Annotated in this window: 18 protein-coding genes; 10 read left to right on the forward strand and 8 right to left on the reverse strand. The window is 65.4% G+C overall.

Features of this window, described 5'->3' with window-relative positions:
- Positions 1 to 144 precede the first annotated feature (144 nt).
- A complete protein-coding gene (locus J2R80_RS04215; protein ID WP_035631918.1) occupies positions 145 to 810 on the forward strand; it encodes a hypothetical protein in 666 nt (221 codons plus the stop codon).
- A gap of 108 nt (positions 811 to 918) precedes the next feature.
- Here the strand turns inward: J2R80_RS04215 and J2R80_RS04220 are convergent, their stop codons facing one another.
- From J2R80_RS04220 to J2R80_RS04230, 3 genes are read right to left on the reverse strand one after another with little or no spacing between them, the layout of a single operon-like run.
- Positions 919 to 1,341, reverse strand: a complete 423-nt coding sequence (locus tag J2R80_RS04220; protein WP_057020158.1) for a CAP domain-containing protein — start codon at positions 1,339 to 1,341, stop codon at positions 919 to 921.
- A gap of 22 nt (positions 1,342 to 1,363) precedes the next feature.
- Entirely contained in the window at positions 1,364 to 1,570 is a 207-nt protein-coding gene (locus J2R80_RS04225; RefSeq protein WP_253638041.1) for a hypothetical protein, read from the reverse strand.
- A 40-nt stretch (positions 1,571 to 1,610) separates the two neighbouring features.
- On the reverse strand, positions 1,611 to 2,633 hold the full coding sequence (locus J2R80_RS04230) for a 2-dehydropantoate 2-reductase (RefSeq protein ID WP_253638042.1): 1,023 nt from the start codon (positions 2,631 to 2,633) through the stop codon (positions 1,611 to 1,613).
- Between the two features lie 151 nt (positions 2,634 to 2,784).
- On the opposite strand from J2R80_RS04230, the gene J2R80_RS04235 reads away from it, so the two are divergent.
- Both J2R80_RS04235 and J2R80_RS04240 read left to right on the forward strand, forming a co-directional pair.
- Positions 2,785 to 3,390, forward strand: coding sequence for a YidB family protein (locus tag J2R80_RS04235; RefSeq protein WP_168858718.1), 606 nt, complete (start codon positions 2,785 to 2,787; stop codon positions 3,388 to 3,390).
- A gap of 36 nt (positions 3,391 to 3,426) precedes the next feature.
- Positions 3,427 to 3,705 carry a GlsB/YeaQ/YmgE family stress response membrane protein gene (locus tag J2R80_RS04240; RefSeq protein WP_024582682.1) on the forward strand — a complete coding sequence of 93 codons (279 nt, stop codon included), beginning with the start codon at positions 3,427 to 3,429 and terminating at the stop codon, positions 3,703 to 3,705.
- Positions 3,706 to 3,870: 165 nt separating this feature from the next.
- On the opposite strand, the gene J2R80_RS04245 is transcribed toward J2R80_RS04240, so the two are convergent.
- Together J2R80_RS04245 and J2R80_RS04250 are read right to left on the reverse strand one after the other, a co-directional pair.
- Positions 3,871 to 4,653: an SDR family NAD(P)-dependent oxidoreductase gene (locus tag J2R80_RS04245; protein ID WP_253638043.1), complete on the reverse strand. Its 783-nt coding sequence runs from the start codon at positions 4,651 to 4,653 to the stop codon at positions 3,871 to 3,873.
- 92 nt (positions 4,654 to 4,745) lie between these two features.
- On the reverse strand, positions 4,746 to 5,507 hold the full coding sequence (locus tag J2R80_RS04250) for an N-acyl homoserine lactonase family protein (RefSeq protein WP_076832809.1): 762 nt from the start codon (positions 5,505 to 5,507) through the stop codon (positions 4,746 to 4,748).
- On the opposite strand from J2R80_RS04250, the gene J2R80_RS04255 reads away from it, so the two are divergent.
- The 7 genes from J2R80_RS04255 to J2R80_RS04285 all read left to right on the forward strand — a co-directional run bounded on the left by J2R80_RS04255 (position 5,496) and on the right by J2R80_RS04285 (position 13,946).
- The gene (locus tag J2R80_RS04255; protein WP_253638044.1) at positions 5,496 to 7,337 is read left to right on the forward strand and encodes an AMP-binding protein; all 1,842 of its coding nucleotides are present in this window, start codon (positions 5,496 to 5,498) and stop codon (positions 7,335 to 7,337) included. The genes J2R80_RS04250 and J2R80_RS04255 overlap by 12 nt on opposite strands.
- Before the next feature lie 15 nt (positions 7,338 to 7,352).
- Entirely contained in the window at positions 7,353 to 8,570 is a 1,218-nt protein-coding gene (locus J2R80_RS04260; protein WP_253638045.1) for an ABC transporter substrate-binding protein, read from the forward strand.
- Between the two features lie 58 nt (positions 8,571 to 8,628).
- Positions 8,629 to 9,762: an NADH:flavin oxidoreductase/NADH oxidase gene (locus J2R80_RS04265; protein ID WP_253606134.1), complete on the forward strand. Its 1,134-nt coding sequence runs from the start codon at positions 8,629 to 8,631 to the stop codon at positions 9,760 to 9,762.
- A gap of 2 nt (positions 9,763 to 9,764) precedes the next feature.
- Complete coding sequence (locus tag J2R80_RS04270) at positions 9,765 to 10,616, forward strand: IclR family transcriptional regulator (protein WP_229192821.1); 852 nt, start codon at positions 9,765 to 9,767, stop codon at positions 10,614 to 10,616.
- Between the two features lie 230 nt (positions 10,617 to 10,846).
- A complete protein-coding gene (locus tag J2R80_RS04275; protein ID WP_253588227.1) occupies positions 10,847 to 11,914 on the forward strand; it encodes an acyl-CoA dehydrogenase family protein in 1,068 nt (355 codons plus the stop codon).
- Between the two features lie 30 nt (positions 11,915 to 11,944).
- Positions 11,945 to 13,105 (forward strand): acyl-CoA dehydrogenase family protein, encoded by a 1,161-nt coding sequence (locus J2R80_RS04280; RefSeq protein ID WP_018269158.1) that lies wholly within the window; start codon positions 11,945 to 11,947, stop codon positions 13,103 to 13,105.
- A 40-nt stretch (positions 13,106 to 13,145) separates the two neighbouring features.
- The gene (locus J2R80_RS04285; protein WP_253638046.1) at positions 13,146 to 13,946 is read left to right on the forward strand and encodes an enoyl-CoA hydratase/isomerase family protein; all 801 of its coding nucleotides are present in this window, start codon (positions 13,146 to 13,148) and stop codon (positions 13,944 to 13,946) included.
- Between the two features lie 178 nt (positions 13,947 to 14,124).
- Here the strand turns inward: J2R80_RS04285 and J2R80_RS04290 are convergent, their stop codons facing one another.
- The 3 genes from J2R80_RS04290 to J2R80_RS04300 all read right to left on the reverse strand — a co-directional run bounded on the left by J2R80_RS04290 (position 14,125) and on the right by J2R80_RS04300 (position 18,091).
- Positions 14,125 to 16,239 carry an acetate--CoA ligase family protein gene (locus J2R80_RS04290; protein WP_253638047.1) on the reverse strand — a complete coding sequence of 705 codons (2,115 nt, stop codon included), beginning with the start codon at positions 16,237 to 16,239 and terminating at the stop codon, positions 14,125 to 14,127.
- 298 nt (positions 16,240 to 16,537) lie between these two features.
- Positions 16,538 to 17,293, reverse strand: coding sequence for a hypothetical protein (locus J2R80_RS04295; RefSeq protein ID WP_253638048.1), 756 nt, complete (start codon positions 17,291 to 17,293; stop codon positions 16,538 to 16,540).
- A gap of 3 nt (positions 17,294 to 17,296) precedes the next feature.
- Positions 17,297 to 18,091, reverse strand: a complete 795-nt coding sequence (locus J2R80_RS04300) for an enoyl-CoA hydratase (protein WP_076832822.1) — start codon at positions 18,089 to 18,091, stop codon at positions 17,297 to 17,299.
- Between the last annotated feature and the right edge of the window lie 10 nt (positions 18,092 to 18,101).

The following is an 18,101-nucleotide window of genomic DNA, read 5'->3' on the forward strand; positions in this document are numbered from 1 at the left end:
CTTCAATTATTCCAATCGCGAAGGCTGTGTTCCATCAGCCGCGGCAACATTCCACAGGTCAGGAAAATCGTCGGGTTCCCGGGTGACAAGTGTCACTAAAATGGCGACAATCTGCTCACTCTGTGTCGTTCGGGTTTGGTCTCAATGTCCGTGATGCCGTCACGATCATCGACGTTGGCTGTTGCCGCTTTCGCCGTCGCTTGCGTGCTGGCGCCGATGAGCGCGCACGCGCAATGGTGGCGCGGCGGCCCGAAAGACTTCGAGGACTGCGCCGACCTCGCCGAGAAGGCGAAGACCAGGGAAGACAAGACCGCGCAACTCGCCGATTGCAACGCCAAGTTCGCCGGCCGTCGCAAGCCTGGCGGTGGCTACACCTATTACGACTTCATGCAGGACCGCAGCTTCGACATCGCAGGTCCCAATCCGACGCCGGACGAGCAGAAGAAGATCGACCAGGAATATACCGGCTACCTCGAGCAGCAGCGCCGCTCGCGTATCGTCGCGGCGTTCAATGCGAAGCAGCTCGAGCGGCAGGAGACACAGCCGGTGCGGCCGCCGCAGATCCAGCAGGCGTCATTGCACAATGAGCCGGTGCGCAGTGAGACTGCGAAAGTCCCCGTCCCCGCCGCAAGGCCGGTCAAGCCGCGGGTCGCTGCCGTCCCCATTCCCGAGCCGCGGCCGCGGGCAAGCAACTGCGTGAAGGGTACGTTCTCCTGCGAATGGCCGCGGCTTTCCGAGGGATTGGACGGCCTGAAGAAGCTGTTCACGCCGACACCGCCGCCACCGACCAAGGTTGCGAAGCGAAACTGACGGTTCGCTTGGTCATTCCGAGGCTCGCGCAAGCGAGAACCCGGAATCTCTCTGCCGTCGAGATTCCGGGTTCGTCGCTTCGCTCCGCCCCGGAATGACACCGCAGGCTCAATCGGTAATCACCATCGCCCAAAACCTGCGGTACGGCGACTTCGGATTGTCGACGAAGGCGACGCCGACGCGCTTGGCGCCCGGCATCAGCAGGTTCTCGCGATGGCCCGGCGAATTCTCCCACTGCTTCAGCATCTCGGCGAAGGCGATGAAGCCGGCGCCGATATTCTCGGCGGCGCGCTGCTTCTTGAGCGGCGCGATGCGCGTGAAGAAGCTGCCGCCCGCGGAGTGGCTGACCGATCCGGTCGCCGACATCGCCTGGGCCTGCTTCAGCGCCATCGCGTTCAGCTTCGCGTCGAGCTTCACCGCGGGCATGCGGTTGGCGCGCCGGTAGGCACTGATCGAGCCGGCATAGTCGGCGGCACCTGAGGCCGTGGTGAAGCCAAACACGAAGGTGAGCGCGAGGAACAGCAGCTTCATCTGAAGTCGTCTCTGTAATGGATCAGTGCGCGCGGGTGCGCTTGTGGTGTCGGGGCGCGACCGATTTGTGCGCAGGCGTGGCCGCTCGGCTGGCTGCCGCAGCCGCCGCGCGCTGCTCCTGCAAGCGCGCATCATAGCCAGGCGACGGTGTCACGGTCGGCGGCGCCGCACGGACCGGGCCGGCCGCGAGCGCAACAAGCGTGAACAGCATGATGTTGGACCATTTCATGATGTCATCTCCTCTGTTGTTCGATCGACGTGGCGGACGATCATCGGCGTTCACGGCCACTGCCATCGCGGATCTGTTCGGGCGTCAGCCCCGGCGAGCCCTTGCCGTCCGCCTCCGCCTTCCGGATCAGCGCGATGACGCGGCGCGACAATGGCGCCTCGAGCCCGCGGCGATCCGCGATCGCGGTAATCACGCCCTGCAAATAGTCGATCTCGGTGCGGCGGCCGCGCTGCAGATCCTCCCACATCGAGGAGCGCGCCTCGGGATCGATTTTCATGGTGCGGCCGAGCAGCATGTCGAACAGCGCATCGGGCAGCCGCAGCAAAGGCGGCATCCAGTTCGACGGCAGCGGCGTCGGCGACACCGGCGCAATGCCTTCGGCGCGCACCGCGGCCAGGCCCTCGGCCATCTGATCGGCAAGCAGTCGTCGCCAGCCGCGCTGCGCGAGCTGTTGCCGCAGCGGAATATTGGACAGCGCATTGAGCGCATTGTTGAGATTGACGATCAGCTTGCCCCACTGCACGCCGTCGATATCGCCGGTGGGCTTGATCGCAAGGCCCGGCACCGACAGCCGCGCCGCGGTGCCCGCGTCATCCTGCGCGATGACGATGTCGCCGGAGGTCGAGCGATGGAAGCGGCCGTCGCCGAGCGCGACCACGTTGAACGGCACCATGCCGCCGAGCACCCTGCGGCCCGGCAGGCGGTCGCGCAGCAGCGGCACATTGCCGACGCCATTCTGCAGGCTGATCACCGCGGCATCGCCAGGCGCGTGGCGCGCGATCGCATCGGCCATCGCAGCGGTATCGGCGCTCTTCACCGTCACCAGCACGGTCTGAACGTCGGACAAGATCGACGGATCGTCGGACACAATGAGCCGGTCCGCGGATACCGTCCGCTCGGAGCCGTCAAAGCTGCTGACCCGCAAGCCGTTGCCTGCGATCTCCTGGATCAGCCGCGGCCGCGCCAGCAGCACGACACGGCACCCCGCAGCCGCGAGCGTGCCGCCGACGAAGCAGCCGATGCTTCCCGCGCCCGCAATGCCAATCGGCCGGTCCTGGTTCATGTGGCCAAACGTCCATTCATCATTGGCTCGATAGCAGACCTTGGGTTGCCTGCCTATTTCGACGCACCGCGGTCCGGGTGGCCCGCCTTGTAACCGTCATGGGCGGAAGCTATGTTTCCCGCTCGGGGCACGGTTGCGGCAGGAGACGATCATGGGTTTACTCGACGTACTCAACGGCATGCAGAACGGCCCGCGCGGTCCGAGCGCGCCAAGCACCTCATCCGACAGTTCGAGCGGCGGCGGAATGTCGCCGATGACGATGGCTATCCTCGCGCTGCTCGCCTGGAAGGCGGTCAAGCATTTCTCCGGCGGCCAGGCGGACGCGAGCGCCCCTGAGCCGAAGCCGGCGCAGGCGCCGCCGCTTCCTCCCGGCAACGTCACCGCAGGCCTGCCCGGCGGCGCAGGCGGTGGCGGGCTCAGCGATCTGCTCAAGGGCGGCCTCGGCGGCCTGCTCGCCGGCGGCGCAGCCGGCACCGTGCTCAGCGGCGGCCTCGGCGATCTGCTCAACCAGCTGCAGCAGAAGGGCCATGGCGACGCGGCCAATTCCTGGGTCAGCAACGGTCCCAACAAGCAGATCGCGCCCGGCGATCTCGCCAACGCGCTCGGCGCCGACCAGATCAACTCGCTGGCATCGCAGAGTGGCCTCTCGCGCGACGAACTGCTGCAGGGCCTCAGCCAATATCTGCCCGACGCGATCAATCACCTGACGCCGGACGGCCGGCTGCCAAGCGGCGACGAGTTGCACCGCAGGCTCTGACGGTAGCGTTGATTCCATCTGAGGAGGACGACAGTCATGGGCGGCATCATCTGGGTCATCATCGTCGGCTTTGTCGCGGGGATCATCGCGCGATTCCTGTCGCCGGGACCGAACAATCCAAGCGGCTTTATTCTCACCACCGTGCTCGGCATCGCCGGCGCGTTTCTTGCGACTTTCATCGGCCAGGCGATCGGCCATTACGGTCCCGAACAAGGTGCCGGCTTCATCACCGCCACGATCGGCGCTCTGGTGGTGCTGTTCATCTGGAATCGGCTGGTCGCGGCGCGCGTGATCCCGGATATCGGAAACAGGTAACGCCGTAGGCGTCATCCCGGAGCGATGCGAAGCATCGAATCCGGGATCTCGAGATTCCGGGTTCGATGCTAACGCATCGCCCCGGAATGACGGAACAACGACAGGTTCAAAATCAAAATGCCCGGGCCAGGCCCGGGCATTTTTCATTTGTGCAACGGCGCTCCGTCACTGAATCAGATGCATGCCGGCGTCCATGCGGACGAACTCACCGGTCATGTTGCTCGACGCCGGGCTCGCCAGGAAGCAGACCAGGTTGGCGATGTCTTCGGCCGTCGAGGCGACCTTCAGCGGCACGCGCGCCACCACGGCATCGCGCACCTGCTTGGCGCCGGCCTCGCCGCGGCCCTTGGTGAACCAGGGCGTATCTATATAGCCCGGACACACCGTGTTGACGCGGATCAACGGTGCCAACGCGCGCGCCAGCGACTGCGTCATGGTGTTGAGCGCGCCCTTGCTCGCGGCATAGGCGACCGACGAACCGCCGCCGGAAATGCCTGCAACCGAGGAGACGTTGACCACCGCCGAGGGACGGCTAGATGCCTTCGCGCCGGCTTCGAGCAGCGCGCGCGCGGCACGAACCATCTGGAACGGGCCGATGGTGTTGACGGCGTAGATGCGCTGGAAATCTTCCGCGGTCAGGCCGTCGAGATCGTGATGCGGCACGTGCTTGGTGGTGCCCGCATTGTTGACGAGCACGTCGAGGCGGCCCCAGCCCTGCGCGGCGGCTGCGATCTTCTTGCAGTCCTCATCGCGCGAGACGTCGCCCTGCACCACCAGCACCTCGGCGCCCTGCTTGCGGCAGACTTCCGCGGTCGCCTCGGCTTCCGCCTTGCTGTTGGAATAATTGATGACGAGGCGCGCGCCCTGCGTGGCGAGGATTTGCGCGGTGGCGGCGCCGAGTCCCGATGCCGATCCCGTCACGATCGCGCACAAACCATCCTTGGACATCTGCATTTTCCTTGTTGTTGTGAGCCAGATGAACTCCGGCGGCGGCACACCATATCGCGTGGAACGACATCTGCAAGCCGCGCCCAAAATCCTCACGTGTACGCGTTCAGGCCCTTTTGCAGGCTGGCCCACTGCGCTTCGTCATGGCCGCAGATGATCTTGACGCCGGACGCCTCGAGCCTGGCGATCTCGTCGAGCGACTTCAGGAACTGGCCGACGTCAAGGCTGTTCCTCGGCGAGGTCCGCTGGTCGAGATTGGCGCGCACACTGAGCGCGTCGGAGGCGAGCAGGAATTCGCCGCTGTTGTCGAGCTTGACCAGCGCGCCGGTCGTTCCCTTCGAGTGTCCGGGCAGCGGGACCAGCGTCAGCTTGCCGTCGCCGAACACATCCATCTGCTTGTCGAAGATCTCCATCTTCAGCGGATGATCCCAATCCGCCTTGATGTATCCGCGATCGAACGCGTTATCGGCATTCGCGGCCTCGATCTCGAGTGCGTGGACGAAGATCGTCGCCTTCTTGAAGAAGGCGTTGCAGCCGCAATGGTCGGTGTGCAGGTGGGAGCAGATCACCACGTCGATGTCATCAGCGCCAAGGCCAACGGCCTTCAGGCTCGTCAGCACATGATCATCCGCCGGCATGATCGGGCGCATGTATTTGGCGAGCGTGCCGAGCCGCCCTTCAGGATCGGTCGCGACATCGGGATGGCATCCGGTGTCGAACAGCACATTGCCCTGCGCATGCCGCAACAGCACGCAGGCGACCGGAAGCTCAATCATCTCGCCGCGCGCCGCATCGGGCAGATAGGTCCGCTTCGACATCTGGAGACGGCCGCCCGACAACATATGCATCTTCATCTCGTTACCTCCGCTTTTGGCTTCAAACTACATATGAGTTTTATGGAAACTCATAATGGATTTGACAGCATATTATTCGTCCTTATAGCTTCCGCGCAACGTCGCGATCGCATGACAAATGCGCTCAACGAAGCACCCGGGCTCCTTCGGATCGGCATCGTTGGCATCGATCAGCGGCCGTCGAAGGGAAGTTTCGCCACGATGTACACCGTGTTCAGCACGTTCGCTGCGACATCCGATGCGGCAGCGTTCAAACCCTTTCTCTGCATTCCCGCGCGTGCCGACCGCGCATACTTTCCCGATGGCGTCGAACTGTCCTATGGCGGCATTGCGCGGCAGGTCTGCGCATTGCGCGATCAGTACCGCGCAGCAGGCTTCGGCCACGGCCACCGCGCCTGCCTGCTGCTGGAGAACCGCCCCGATTTCATCGTGCACTGGCTGGCGCTCAATGGCATCGGCGTCTCGATCGTTCCGATCAACCCGGCCTATCGCGCAGCGGAAATCGAATACCTGATCGCGCATGCCGAACCCGACCTGATCGTCACGCTGGCCGATCAGAAGGAATTGCAGAAGGCGCTGACCGGCGACGTTCCGCTGCTCACCGTCTCCGGTGACGATCTCGGCGCCAGCGTCGAGACAGTCCCGCACGCCCAGCGGCCGCCACCGCGCGCCGACGAGCCGGGAAGCGAGACCGAGGCTGCGCTGCTGTACACGTCAGGCACGACGGCGCGTCCGAAGGGATGCATCCTGACCAATGAATACGTGGTCTCGACCGGCCGCTGGTACGTCAGCCACGGCGGGGAGGCGACGTATCATGCCGGAATGGAGCGCCTCTACAGCCCGCTGCCGCTATTTCACATGGCCGGCCTGACGCTGACCCCGATCGCGATGATGCTGACCGGCGGCTGCCTGATCCTGCCGGAACGCTTCAACGCAAAGTTTGCCTGGCACGACATCGTCGCATGCCGCGCCAGCGTGCTGCATTATCTCGGCGTGATCGTCGCGGCCCTGCTGGCGCAGCCGGAGACGCCGGACGAGAAGGCCCATGCGCTGCGCTTCTCGATGGGCGTCGGCGCCAATCCCGAGCAGCGCGCGCGAGCCCGCGAGCGCTTCGGCATCCCCTTCGTCGAAGGCTGGGGCATGACGGAGACCGGGCGCAGTCCGTTCAACACGGTCGAGCCGCGCCATCTCGAGACCAACACCATCGGCCGCAGCGTACCGGGGCTCGAAATGACGATCCTCGATGCCGACGGCAATACGCTGCCGGCTGGCGCAGTCGGTGAACTCTGCGTGCGCCATTCGGAAGCGACGCCGCGGCGCGGCTTGTTCTCCGGCTATCTGAAGGACCCCGAGGCCACCGAGCAGGCCTGGCGCGGCGGCTGGTTTCACACCGGCGACAGCGCCTGGCAGCACGAGGACGGCGCCTTCGTGTTCGTCGACCGGCTGAAGCATCTGGTCCGGCGCGCCGGCGAGAACATCTCGGCGGCGGAGGTCGAGGCCGTGCTGACGACGTCGCCTCAGGTCAAGCAGGCCGCAGTCATCGCCGCGCGCGATCCGATCCGCGACGAGGAAGTTGCGGCCTTCATCGTGAGCAACGACGGCGCCGATGCTTCACGCGAGCTCGCGCAGGACATCTTCCGCTTCTGCCGCGAACGCCTGGCGGCGTTCAAGCTGCCGGCGTGGATCGCTTTCGTCGCCGAGTTGCCGCTGACCTCGACCAACAAGATCCAGAAGCACGTGCTGCTCGGCGCGGACAGGGATCCGCAGTCGCATCCGGGCATGATCGACCTGCGGCAAGACAAGACCAACGCCATAAGGCAATCGAACTAGAGGAAACCAGGGACAATGACATCGAGATACGGATGGATCGCCGCGAGCGCTGCAATCCTCTCAGTCGCCTTCGCCGCCGCGCCATCCCACGCGCAGATTTCCGACGACGCGGTGAAGATCGGCGTGCTGACCGATCAGGCCGGACTCTACGCCGACGCCGCCGGCCCCGGAGCGGTCGAAGCGGTCCGGATGGCGATCGCGGATATCGGCGGCAAGGTGCTGGGCAAGCCGATCGCGATGGTCGATGCCGACCATCAGAACAAGGCGGACATCGGCGCCGGCATCGCGCGGCGCTGGTATGAGCAGGAGAATGTCGACGTCATCGTCGATTTCGCCAATTCCGCCGTCGCCTTCGCCGTGCTCGAGCTCACCAAGCAGAAGAACAAGGCGATGCTGGTGTCGTCGGCCGGCTCCTCCGATCTGACCGGAAAGGGCTGCTCGGCGAATTCGGTGCAGTGGACCTACAACACCTATGCGCTCGCCAACAGCACGGTGCGGGCGCTGGCCAAGGAAGGCGCGAAGAGCTGGTACTTCGTCACGGTCGACTACGCCTTCGGCCACGCCCTGCGCAACGACGCGGCCAAGACGGTGGAGAAGGTCGGCGGCAGCATCGCCGGCGAGGTGCGGCATCCGCTCAACAGCATGGATTTCTCGTCCTATCTGCTGCAGGCCCAGAGCTCGAAGGCTGACGTGATCGCCTTTGCCAACACCGGCGGCGACCTCGCCAACTCGATCCGGCAGGCGCAGGAATTCGGGATGGCGCATACGCAGAAGCTCGCGGCCTTCCTGATGCAGACCAGCGACATCCACGCGATCGGCTTGCAGGCCGCCCAGGGGCTGCAGCTCGCGACCGCCTTTTATTGGGATCTCGACGACAAGACCCGCGACTTTGCCGCGCGCTTCATGGCCAGGACCAAGAAGCGGCCGACCATGGTGCAGGCCGGCCTCTACTCCGCGGTGATGAACTATCTCAAGGCGGTCGAGAAGTCCGGCACCGACGACGGCCCCAAGGTGATCGCGCAGATGAAGGACATGCCGATCGACGATTTCTTTGCCCGCAACGCATTCCTGCGCGAGGACGGCCAGCTCATCCACGACATGTATCTCGTGCAGGTGAAATCGCCGGCCGAATCGAAGGGCGCCTGGGATTACGAGAAGCTGGTTCAGGTGATTCCGGGCAAGGAGGCGTTTGCGACGCCGGAGGAGAGCGCCTGTCCGCTGCTGAAGAAATGACTGCGCGCACGAATCCACGCACCACAGGCAAGAAACCACAGGCAAGGCTGGACATCCCATGACTGAGCTGCCGCTGCTGTTTACCCCACTGCAACTGCGCGATCTCGAACTGAAGAACCGGATCATGGTCTCGCCGATGGCGACCTATTCGGCGCGGGAGGGGCGCGCCACCGATTGGCACACCGCGCATATCGGCAAGCTCGCCGCCGGCGGCGCCGGCCTCGTGTTCGTCGAGCAGAGCTCGGTGAACACCCAGGGGCGCATCACCCATGGATGCCTCGGCATCTGGGACGATGCGCACATCGCGGACCACGCCGCCCTCGCCGCGCTGATCCACAGCTTCAACGCCAAGGCCGCGATCCAGATCGCACATGGCGGCCGGAAAGGCTCCTCGCAGCGGCCGTGGGAAGGAGGCAACCCGCTCGGCGAAGCTGACATCAAGGCACGCGGCGAAGGCCCATGGCAGATCGCGGCCTCGAGCGGCATTCCCTTCGATGACGGCTGGCCGGCACCGCAGATGATGACTTCAGAGCAGATCGATGCCCTGGTGGACGACTATCGCCAGGCATTTCGTCGCGCCAGGGCGGCCGGCTATGACGTCATCGAGCTGCACTGCGCGCACGGCTATCTGATGCACTCGTTCCTGTCGCCGCTGGCGAACAACCGCAACGACGAGTATGGCGGGTCGCGCGAGAACCGCATGCGCCTGCCGCTGCGGATCGCGGCGATCATGCGCGAGGAGTGGCCCAGCCATCTGCCGGCCTTCGTCCGCATCTCGTCGGTCGACGGCGTCGACATCGGCTGGTCGATCGAGGACTCGATCGCGTTTGCGGCGGAGCTGAAGGCGATCGGGATCGACATGGTGGACTGCTCGTCGGGCGGCATGAAGCTACCGCGCGGCAATTCGCTGGTGTCGCGCACCCCGGGCTTCCAGGTGCCGTTCGCCGAGCGCATCCAGAAGGAAGTCGGCATGCCGACGGTGGCGGTCGGGCTGATCCGCGAACCGGACTACGCCGAAGCCATTTTGCGGGACGGCAAGGCGACGCTTATTGCACTCGGCCGCGAACTGCTGTGGAATCCGAACTGGCCCGCGCAGACGGCACTTGCGCTCGGATGCGATCCGGAGTGGACGAGTTGGCCCGAGCAATATGGCTGGTGGCTGAAGCGGCGGGTGGCACAGCAGGGACGATAGCGATGCCGGTGGCGAAGAAAGACTTGGCGAAGGCCGGCACGGCTGCCGGCGCGCGGACTTTCGACCGCCCCGATTTCCCCGGCGACACCTCGCGCGACCTGCCGAAGATGGACAATGCAGTCAAGTCGGCGCGGCGCGTGTTCGACGTGCTCGAATTCTTCGAGGAGCACCAGCGCGCCGCCTCCGCGATCGAAGTCGCGGCCGCGCTCAAGTTCCCGCAATCCAGCACCTCGGCGTTGATGCGGACGATGACGGCGTTCGGCTATCTCCACTATGACACCAGCCGCCGCACCTATATCCCGACGCCGCGGATCTCGATGCTGGGGCACTGGCTGAGCCCGGCGTTGTTCACGAAGGGACGCCTGGTCAATCTGATGGAAGAGCTCTCCGCGCGGACCGGAGAGACCATCATGCTCGCGGTGCGCAACGGGCTCAGCGCGCAGTATGTCCATATCATTCAGGCCAAGCTGCCGATGCGGCTGTATGTCAAGGCCGGAACGCTGCGGCCGCTGGCGCGATCCGCGTCGGGTTACGCGCTGCTGTCGGCCTATCCGGACAAGGAGGTGCGCCGCCTGGTGCGCCTGATCAACGCCAACGAGAGCCGGCCCGATCGTCAGGTCGACATCAAGGCGCTGCTGCTTGAGCTGAAGAAGGTCCGCGCCAAGGGGCACGCTTTCTCGCTCGGCCTGGTCACGCCGGGCGCGGGCGCCGTCGCCATGAACCTGCCGCCGATTGCGGAATCGAACGAACCGCTGGTGCTGTGCGTGGCCGGATTGAACGACGCACTGGTCACCCAGGAGACCGAGTTCGCCGACCTGATGCGGAAGGCAATCGAGTTTCATCTGGCGGACTGAACTTATGTCGGCGGCCGGTTTGCGCGTGTGCGTGGCATACAAACGGGGACAATCGAAAGTTCACTATGCGGAATTCATGCGCCAAGTCCGGCTTCATGCCATCCGCGCAAGTGGCCCTGCGGGCAGCGCTTGTCACGGCTATGGCTTTTCCGCATCATTGAGCGCAAGACAACATCGCAAGCAGGGCATGGCCGAACAGCCAGCCCGAGCCAATCAACACGAGGAACGCTGTGGCGGAGAGTGAAAACATCGTCGCCGAGACCGCGGAAAAGATTTTCGCCGATCTCGCGGATGCCCAAACCATCAATCACGACAAGCAGGGCGCATGGAAGGCGCCGCTGTGGCAGGCGCTGACCGAAGCCGGCCTGCCGCTGTCCTGGGTGCCCGACGATCTCGGCGGTTCCGGCGCCAGCCTCGCCGAAGGATTCAGCGTCCTCAACGTCGCTGGGCGGCATGCGATCGCTGTTCCGCTGGCCGAAACAATGCTGGCCGGCTGGCTGCTGACGCAAGCCAGGATCGCCTCTCCCGAAGGCGAGATGACCGTGCTGCCGGCAAGCCCGAAGGACCGCGTCACGCTGAACGCCGACGGCTCGCTCTCCGGCCGCGCCCGCGGCGTGCCGTTCGCCAAGGACGCAAAACATTTCGCGGTGCTGGCTGAAGGCAATGGCGGCGTGTCGGTCGCGCTGCTCGATGCAGCGAAGTGCCGGATCGAATCCGGCATCGGGCTCGGCGGCGATCACAACGACACCGTCACGCTCGACAAGGTGCAGCCGGTCGCCACCAGGCCGGCGCCGAAGGGTTTTGACCAGACCACGCTGATGCTGATGGGCGGCGTGGTGCGCAGCCTGCAGATCGCCGGCGCGCTGGAAGCGATGCTCGACATCTCGGTGCGCTATTCCAATGAGCGCATCGCCTTCGAGAAGAAGATCTCGAAATTCCAGGCGGTGCAGCACAACCTCGCGCGGCTCGCCGGCGAAAACGCCGCGGCACTGGCCGCTGCGACCTCGGCGGCGGACACGATCGTGAACGCCAAGTCGCTGGACACTGATGCGGTGTTCCTGGAAGCCGCAGCGGCCAAGGTCCGCTGCTCGGAAGCGGCGGAGAAGGGCAGCGGCATCGCGCATCAGGTGCATGGCGCGATCGGCTTCACCATCGAGCACATCCTGCACCGCTATTCGCTGCGGGCGCTGGCCTGGCGCGACGATTTCGGCTCGGAGAGCTACTGGGCGGTCGAGCTCGGCAAGCTCGTCGCGAATCGTGGCGCCGATGAATTGTGGCCGCTGGTGGCTTCGCGCTGAGATCAGGCAGAAAGATCAGGACTGGACATCATGACTGCAGCCCTTCGTTTCGATCCGATCCGCCTGCCGGAAAAATGCGAGCAGCTCCGCAAGGAGGTGCGCGCCTTCCTCGCCGAGGAAATCGCCGCCGGCACCTTCGATCCCCACGCGCCGAACCGCGAGGACAATGACGCGCCGGAATTCTCCCGTCGCGTCGGCGCCAAGGGCTGGCTCGGCATGACCTGGCCGAAGAAATATGGCGGCCAGGAACGCTCGTTCCTCGAGCGCTACGTGGTCACCGAGGAGATGCGTGTGGCGAACGCGCCGACCCGGCGCTTCTTCGTCGCCGACCGCCAGAGCGGGCCGGTGCTGCTGAAATACGCGCCCGAGCACATCAAGATGGACATCCTGCCGCGCATCTGCCGCGGCGAGGTCTGTTTCGCCATCGGCATGAGCGAGCCGAACTCCGGCTCTGACCTGTTCGCGGCGAAGACCCGCGCCACCAAGACCGACGGCGGCTATCTGATCAACGGCACCAAGATCTGGACCTCGTCGGCGCACATCGCCGACTACATGATCGCGATCTTCCGTACCTCGCCGCCGACCAAGGAAAACCGCCGCCACGGCCTGACCCAGTTCCTCGTCAAGATGAAGCAGCCGGGCATCCAGGTGAATCCGATCGGCCAGATCACCGGCCAGTTCGAGTTCAACGAGGTCGTGTTCACCGACTACTTCGTGCCCGACGATCACGTGCTGGGCGAGGTCGATGGCGCCTGGAAGCAGGCGACGTCGGAGCTCGCCTATGAGCGAAGTGGTCCCGAGCGTTTCCTCGAGACCTATTACGTGCTCACCGAGCTGGTGCGCGCGGTCGGCAAGAACCCGGACACCCGCAGCGCCGAGGGCATCGGCCGCCTGGTGGCGCAGGTGCACACAATGCGCCGCATGTCGGTGTCGGTCGCCGGCATGCTGCAGGCCGGCAAGGAGCCGGTGGTGGAGGCCTCGATCGTCAAGGACATCGGCACGGTGTGGGAGCAGCAGCTGCCGCATCGCGTCCGCGATCTCGCCGCCTTCGTCGAGGAGACCGCGACCAACCGCGAGACGCTGGAAAAGCAGCTCGATTTCGCCATCAAGACCGCGCCCAAGCTGACGATCCAGGGCGGCACCACCGAAGTGCTGCGCGGCATCATCGCCCGCGGACTTGGCCTGCGCTAGCCGCGCGGGCACGCCTGCGCTAATTCAACGAGGACAGATCATGACCAAGTACACTGATATCGGCGTCGAAACCCACGGCCATGTCGGCCTGATCGAAATCCGGAAACCCCCGCTGAACTTCTTCGACGTCGCGCTGATCAACCAGATCGCCGACGCGCTGGAGGAGTTCGACAACAATATCGAGATCCGCGCCTCGGTGCTGGCGGCGCAAGGCAAGGCGTTCTGCGCCGGTGCCAATTTCGGCGATCCGGCCCGCCAGGAGCAGGAGGAGCGCGCCAAGAGCGATCCGGCTTCCAACCTGCCGATCAACCATCTCTACGTTCAGGCGGTGCGCATCTTCCGCAACAAGAAGCCGATCGTCGCGGCGATCCATGGCGCCGCGATCGGCGGCGGCCTCGGCCTTGCCGTCTCGGCCGACTTCCGCGTCGCCTGTCCCGAGGCGCGCTTCGCGGCAAACTTCACCAAGCTCGGCTTCCATCCGGGCTTCGGCCTGACCGCAACGCTGCCGGAACTGATCGGCAAGAACAATGCCGAGCTGATGTTCTACACCAGCCGCCGCGTCACCGGCGAAGAGGCCTATCGCTGGGGCCTCGCCAATGTGCTGGTGCCGCAGGATCAGGTGCGGGCGGAAGCGATGAAGCTCGCGCAGGAGATCGCCGAATGCTCGCCGCTCGGCCTGGTCTCGACCCGCGCCACCATGCGCGCCGGCCTCGCCGACCGCGTGCTCGCCGCAACCAACCATGAGCTCGCCGAGCAGACCAAGCTGCGCGCGACCGAAGACTTCAAGGAAGGCGTCAAGGCCACCGCCGAGCGTCGCGTCGCCAACTTCAAGGGGCGGTAGCCGCAAGCGCCGCTCTCTCCACGGGTCGTCCCGGCCTAGTGCGCAATTGCGCACGGGAGCCGGGACCCATACGCCGCGACCCGCGGAAGGGGCACAAGCGGCGTCGGCTTCTCTTACAACTCACTTCGGTGGTTATGGGTCCCGGCTTTCGCCGGGACGACACCGGGGAGATATCTAGCTACCCCCTCGGTACCACCAGCGCATCGACGATCGTGACGCCCTGCCCCTCGGGGTGGACCAGCACCGGATTGACCTCGATCTCGGCGATCTCGCCTCGGTGCTGCGCCGCCAGCACTGAAATCTGCGAGATCAATCGGGCGAGTGCCGCGACATCCGCCTTCGGCGCGCCGCGGAAGCCGTGCAGCAGCGGCGCGGCCTTCAGCGTCTCAAGCATCGTGCTCGCTTCAGCCGGGCTCACCGGCGCGGGGCGATAGACCACGTCCTTGAACAGTTCGGTAGTGATGCCGCCGAGCCCCACCATCACCATCGGCCCGAACGTCTTGTCCGTCATGGTGCCGACGATGATCTCGACGCCCTTCCTGGCCATCGGCCCGACCAGCACGCCCTGGATTTCAGCGCCCGGCCGCTGCTTCTGCACCGTCTCCAGCATGTCGCGATAGGCCGTGAATGCCGCGCCCTTGGCGGCGATGTTGACGCGGACGCCGCCGACCTCGCTCTTATGCGCGATCGCGGGGGACTGGATCTTCATGACCAGTGGAAATCCGGCGCGCTCGATCGCAGCGTCGAGCCCATCGCGGTCGGTCACCAGCACCTCATCCGGCAGCGCAATGCCGGCCGCGCGCAGCAGCGATTTGCTGTCATATTCCGACAACGTCTTCGACGTGAGATGCATGGAGAGATCGTGCGCCGGCGACGCTGACGCCGAGATCTCCGGCGCCGGCTTGAAGCCGGCATAGTCCGCCAGCCGCCGCATTGCGACGCCGACATGGGTCAGTCCCGAGAGCACCACCACGCCCGACTTCGCCAGCTCCTGCCGCGCGAATTGCGACGGCAGCGTGTAGGAATAGAACACCACCGGCTTGTTCTGCGCCGCGATCACCGGCTTCAGCTCGGCTTCCTTGAACGGCATCCGCGTCTCGCTCGACAGCGACAGCACCACCAGCGTCGCGTCCACTTCATCAGACGTGTCGAACAGCTCGATGCCCTTCTGCAGTCCGCCGGATGACACGCCCTGCGCGGTCACGTCGACCGGATTGCCCGCCGCGCCGTAGGACGGCATCCATTGCTTGATCTGGCTCTGGATCGCGGCTGAAAGCTCCGGCACGCGCAGGCCCTGCATCGAGACGGTATCGGCGCCCCAAATGCCGGCGCCACCTGACACCGTCAGCACCGCGACGCGATCGCCCTTCGGCAGCGGATTGGTGGTCAGAACCGCGGCAATGGTCACGGCCTCGTCGAGGTCGTTGGAGACGATGAAGCCGTATTTCGCGAACACCGCGTCATAGGCCGCCGACCAGCCTGCCATGCTCGCGGTGTGCGAGGCCGCCGCGCGCTCGCCAGCGCCGGAGCGGCCCACTTTAGTTACGATGACGGGCTTTTTGAGCTCTGCGGCGCGCTTCGCCGCCGCCAAAAGCTTGTCGACGTCGCGGATACCCTCGATGAACAGCAGGATCACGTCGGTCGAGGCATCCTGCACCATGTAGTCGAGGAACTCGCCGGCGCCGAGATCGCTCTCATTGCCGGCGCTGACGACATAGCTGAGCGCAACCCCGAGCGCCTTGGCGCGGTGATAGATCGCAAAGCCGATGCCGCCGCTCTGCGCGACGATGCCGATCCGCCGCTTGCTGGCGACCAGATCGGGCGCATCCGGCTTGACGTCGACGGTCGGGCTGAAGGTCGCGGCGACCTTCTGCGCCTGGCTGTAAAACCCTTCCGCGTTCGGCCCACTAATCCGCATCCCGGTCCGCTTCGCCAGCGCGACGATCGCGTCCTGCATGTCAGCGCTGTCGCCGCCCTCCTCGGCGAAGCCGGACGAGATGATGACCGCGTTCTCCACGCCGGTGGCCGCGCACTGCTCCAGCGCCGGCAGCACTGCACGGGCGGGAATGACGATAACGGCAAGATCGATCGGCGCGCCGATCTCGGCAACCGACCTGAAGCACCTCAAGCCGTCGATCTCGTCATAATTCGGGTTGATCGGATAGAGCGCGCCGGGATAGCCGTTCTTGCGCAGCATCGCGAGCAGCCGCCCGGGAATCTTCTCGTGATCGCGCGAGGCGCCGATCAGCGCGATGCTCTTTGGTGCGAAGAAGGTATCGAGCGGATGCGGCATGGGGGCGTGTTCCAATTGTTGTTATTGCTCTTGACGATATTGGATCGCTACAGCGAGCTCAACCGCTCTCCCCGCAAGCACCAATCGTTCACCGTCACCCTGAGGTGCGATCGAAGAGAGCCTCGAAGGGTGCACGGCCACAAGCCGGGCCGTGCATCCTTCGAGACGCCGCTTCGCGGCTCCTCAGGATGACGGGAGAAAGATGCGTAGCCCGGATGGAGCGCAGCGCAATCCGGGGCCGGTCTATCCGCGAAGAGCGCGGTCCCGGATTGCGCTCCGCTGCATCCGGGCTACGACGTCACGCCGTCAGCTTGAACGTCACGCCGCAGAGCAGGAACTCGTCGCCCTTCACCGCACAGCCTCTGGCTTTTGCGGCTTCCAGCACCTTCGCCTTGTCGGCGACCTTGAACGTCAAGCCGCTCATGATCTCGCTGTCGCCCTTGACGAAGCGGAAGGTGCCGTTCGGCAACTTCACCACGGCACCATCGGCGGGAATGCCGATGATCCTGCCCCAATGCGTCGCCAACGCCTCAGGCTCGGGGCTCTGCATCTCGACCGTGGTCAGCGCCAAAGTCGTGTCCTTGCGGATCGACTTCTGCCAGTCGGGGCCGGCCGGCGGGTACGGTCCCAGCACGTCGTCGCTGCCGTCGGTGTGGTTGAACTCGATGAAGGCGGCTCGGCAGTCGCGCGGATGCAGCTGCACGCCGTGATATGGCGCGTGCGTGATCACGTTGGCGGTGCGCACGCCCATCGCGTTGGCCTTGGCGCCACGCGCGTCGGGATCCTCACAAACGAAGATCGCCATATAGCCGCCGCGGCCGCCGGTCTTCTCGATGAAGCGGCCGGCCGCCGTGCCCGGCCCCGGCTGGAACGGCGCGACGACTTCGAGCAGGATGGTATCGACCGGCAGCAGCGCATTCTCGAGGCCGTATTTCGCGACGTTGCCGTCGCGATAGCAGACGTCGAGGCCCATGATCGCGGAGATGTCCGCGATCACGGGCGCAAGCTGCGGCGCCACCAGGCAGATCTGCCGCAGCCGCATGTACTCGGCCATGGTCTACTGCCCCTGGAAGGTGGGCTTGCGCTTCTCGACGAACGCTTTTGCCGCTTCCTTGTGGTCCGTGGTCTCGCCGGCACGCGTGTGGTGGATCGCCTCGCCGTCGAAGCAGGCTTCGAGGGTCATGGTCTCGGCATTGTTGATGTTGCGCTTGATGTAGCCGAGCGCCACCGACGGGCCCTGCGCCAGCGACCGCGCCAGCTCCAACGTCTCGGCCTCGACGTCGGCATCAGGCACCACCTTGGAGACCATGCCGAGATTGTATGCTTCCTGCGCCGACAGCACCGGCGACATCATGTAGAGCTCGCGCGCTTTCGCGCTGCCGAGCATCTTGGTCAGGAAGTAGGTGCCGCCGTAGTCGCCGGAGAAGCCGACCTTGGCGAAGGCGGTGGTGATCTTGCAGGAGGCGCCGGCAACGCGGAGATCGCAGGACAGCGCGATCGAAAGCCCGGCGCCGGCCGCGGCGCCGTCGAGCTGCGCCACCACCGGCTTCGGCATCTGGTGCAGGATGCGCGAGACCTCCATGCCGCGGCGCAGGTTGGCCATCTTGGCCTCGAACGGCAGCGGGGCGCGGCCTTCCGCCATCGACTTGACGTCGCCGCCGACGCAGAAGGTGCCGCCGGCGCCCCGGATCAGCACGGCGCGCACCTCGGTATCGTCCTGCGCCCGCCGCGCCGCCTCGACGAGGCCGCGCGTCATGTCGGGATTGAGCGCGTTGCGCCGATCGGGGCGGTTCATGGTGATGGTGAGCAGGCCCTTGTCGAGGGATTGGAGGACCATCTGATTATCGCTCATGGCGTTTTGC

The organism is Bradyrhizobium sp. USDA 4541, from assembly GCF_024171085.1.
Taxonomy (GTDB): Bacteria; Pseudomonadota; Alphaproteobacteria; order Rhizobiales; family Xanthobacteraceae; genus Bradyrhizobium; species Bradyrhizobium australafricanum.

Bases quoted from the DNA above. Each gene is read 5' to 3' on its own strand.
- J2R80_RS04215 (WP_035631918.1), top strand. From the start codon at position 145: ATGTCCGTGATGCCGTCACGATCATCGACGTTGGCTGTTGCCGCTTTC.
- J2R80_RS04220 (WP_057020158.1), bottom strand. From the start codon at position 1,341: ATGAAGCTGCTGTTCCTCGCGCTCACCTTCGTGTTTGGCTTCACCACG.
- J2R80_RS04225 (WP_253638041.1), bottom strand. From the start codon at position 1,570: ATGAAATGGTCCAACATCATGCTGTTCACGCTTGTTGCGCTCGCGGCC.
- J2R80_RS04230 (WP_253638042.1), bottom strand. From the start codon at position 2,633: ATGAACCAGGACCGGCCGATTGGCATTGCGGGCGCGGGAAGCATCGGC.
- J2R80_RS04235 (WP_168858718.1), top strand. From the start codon at position 2,785: ATGGGTTTACTCGACGTACTCAACGGCATGCAGAACGGCCCGCGCGGT.
- J2R80_RS04240 (WP_024582682.1), top strand. From the start codon at position 3,427: ATGGGCGGCATCATCTGGGTCATCATCGTCGGCTTTGTCGCGGGGATC.
- J2R80_RS04245 (WP_253638043.1), bottom strand. From the start codon at position 4,653: ATGTCCAAGGATGGTTTGTGCGCGATCGTGACGGGATCGGCATCGGGA.
- J2R80_RS04255 (WP_253638044.1), top strand. From the start codon at position 5,496: ATGCATCTTCATCTCGTTACCTCCGCTTTTGGCTTCAAACTACATATG.
- J2R80_RS04250 (WP_076832809.1), bottom strand. From the start codon at position 5,507: ATGAAGATGCATATGTTGTCGGGCGGCCGTCTCCAGATGTCGAAGCGG.
- J2R80_RS04260 (WP_253638045.1), top strand. From the start codon at position 7,353: ATGACATCGAGATACGGATGGATCGCCGCGAGCGCTGCAATCCTCTCA.
- J2R80_RS04265 (WP_253606134.1), top strand. From the start codon at position 8,629: ATGACTGAGCTGCCGCTGCTGTTTACCCCACTGCAACTGCGCGATCTC.
- J2R80_RS04270 (WP_229192821.1), top strand. From the start codon at position 9,765: ATGCCGGTGGCGAAGAAAGACTTGGCGAAGGCCGGCACGGCTGCCGGC.
- J2R80_RS04280 (WP_018269158.1), top strand. From the start codon at position 11,945: ATGACTGCAGCCCTTCGTTTCGATCCGATCCGCCTGCCGGAAAAATGC.
- J2R80_RS04285 (WP_253638046.1), top strand. From the start codon at position 13,146: ATGACCAAGTACACTGATATCGGCGTCGAAACCCACGGCCATGTCGGC.
- J2R80_RS04290 (WP_253638047.1), bottom strand. From the start codon at position 16,239: ATGCCGCATCCGCTCGATACCTTCTTCGCACCAAAGAGCATCGCGCTG.
- J2R80_RS04295 (WP_253638048.1), bottom strand. From the start codon at position 17,293: ATGGCCGAGTACATGCGGCTGCGGCAGATCTGCCTGGTGGCGCCGCAG.
- J2R80_RS04300 (WP_076832822.1), bottom strand. From the start codon at position 18,091: ATGAGCGATAATCAGATGGTCCTCCAATCCCTCGACAAGGGCCTGCTC.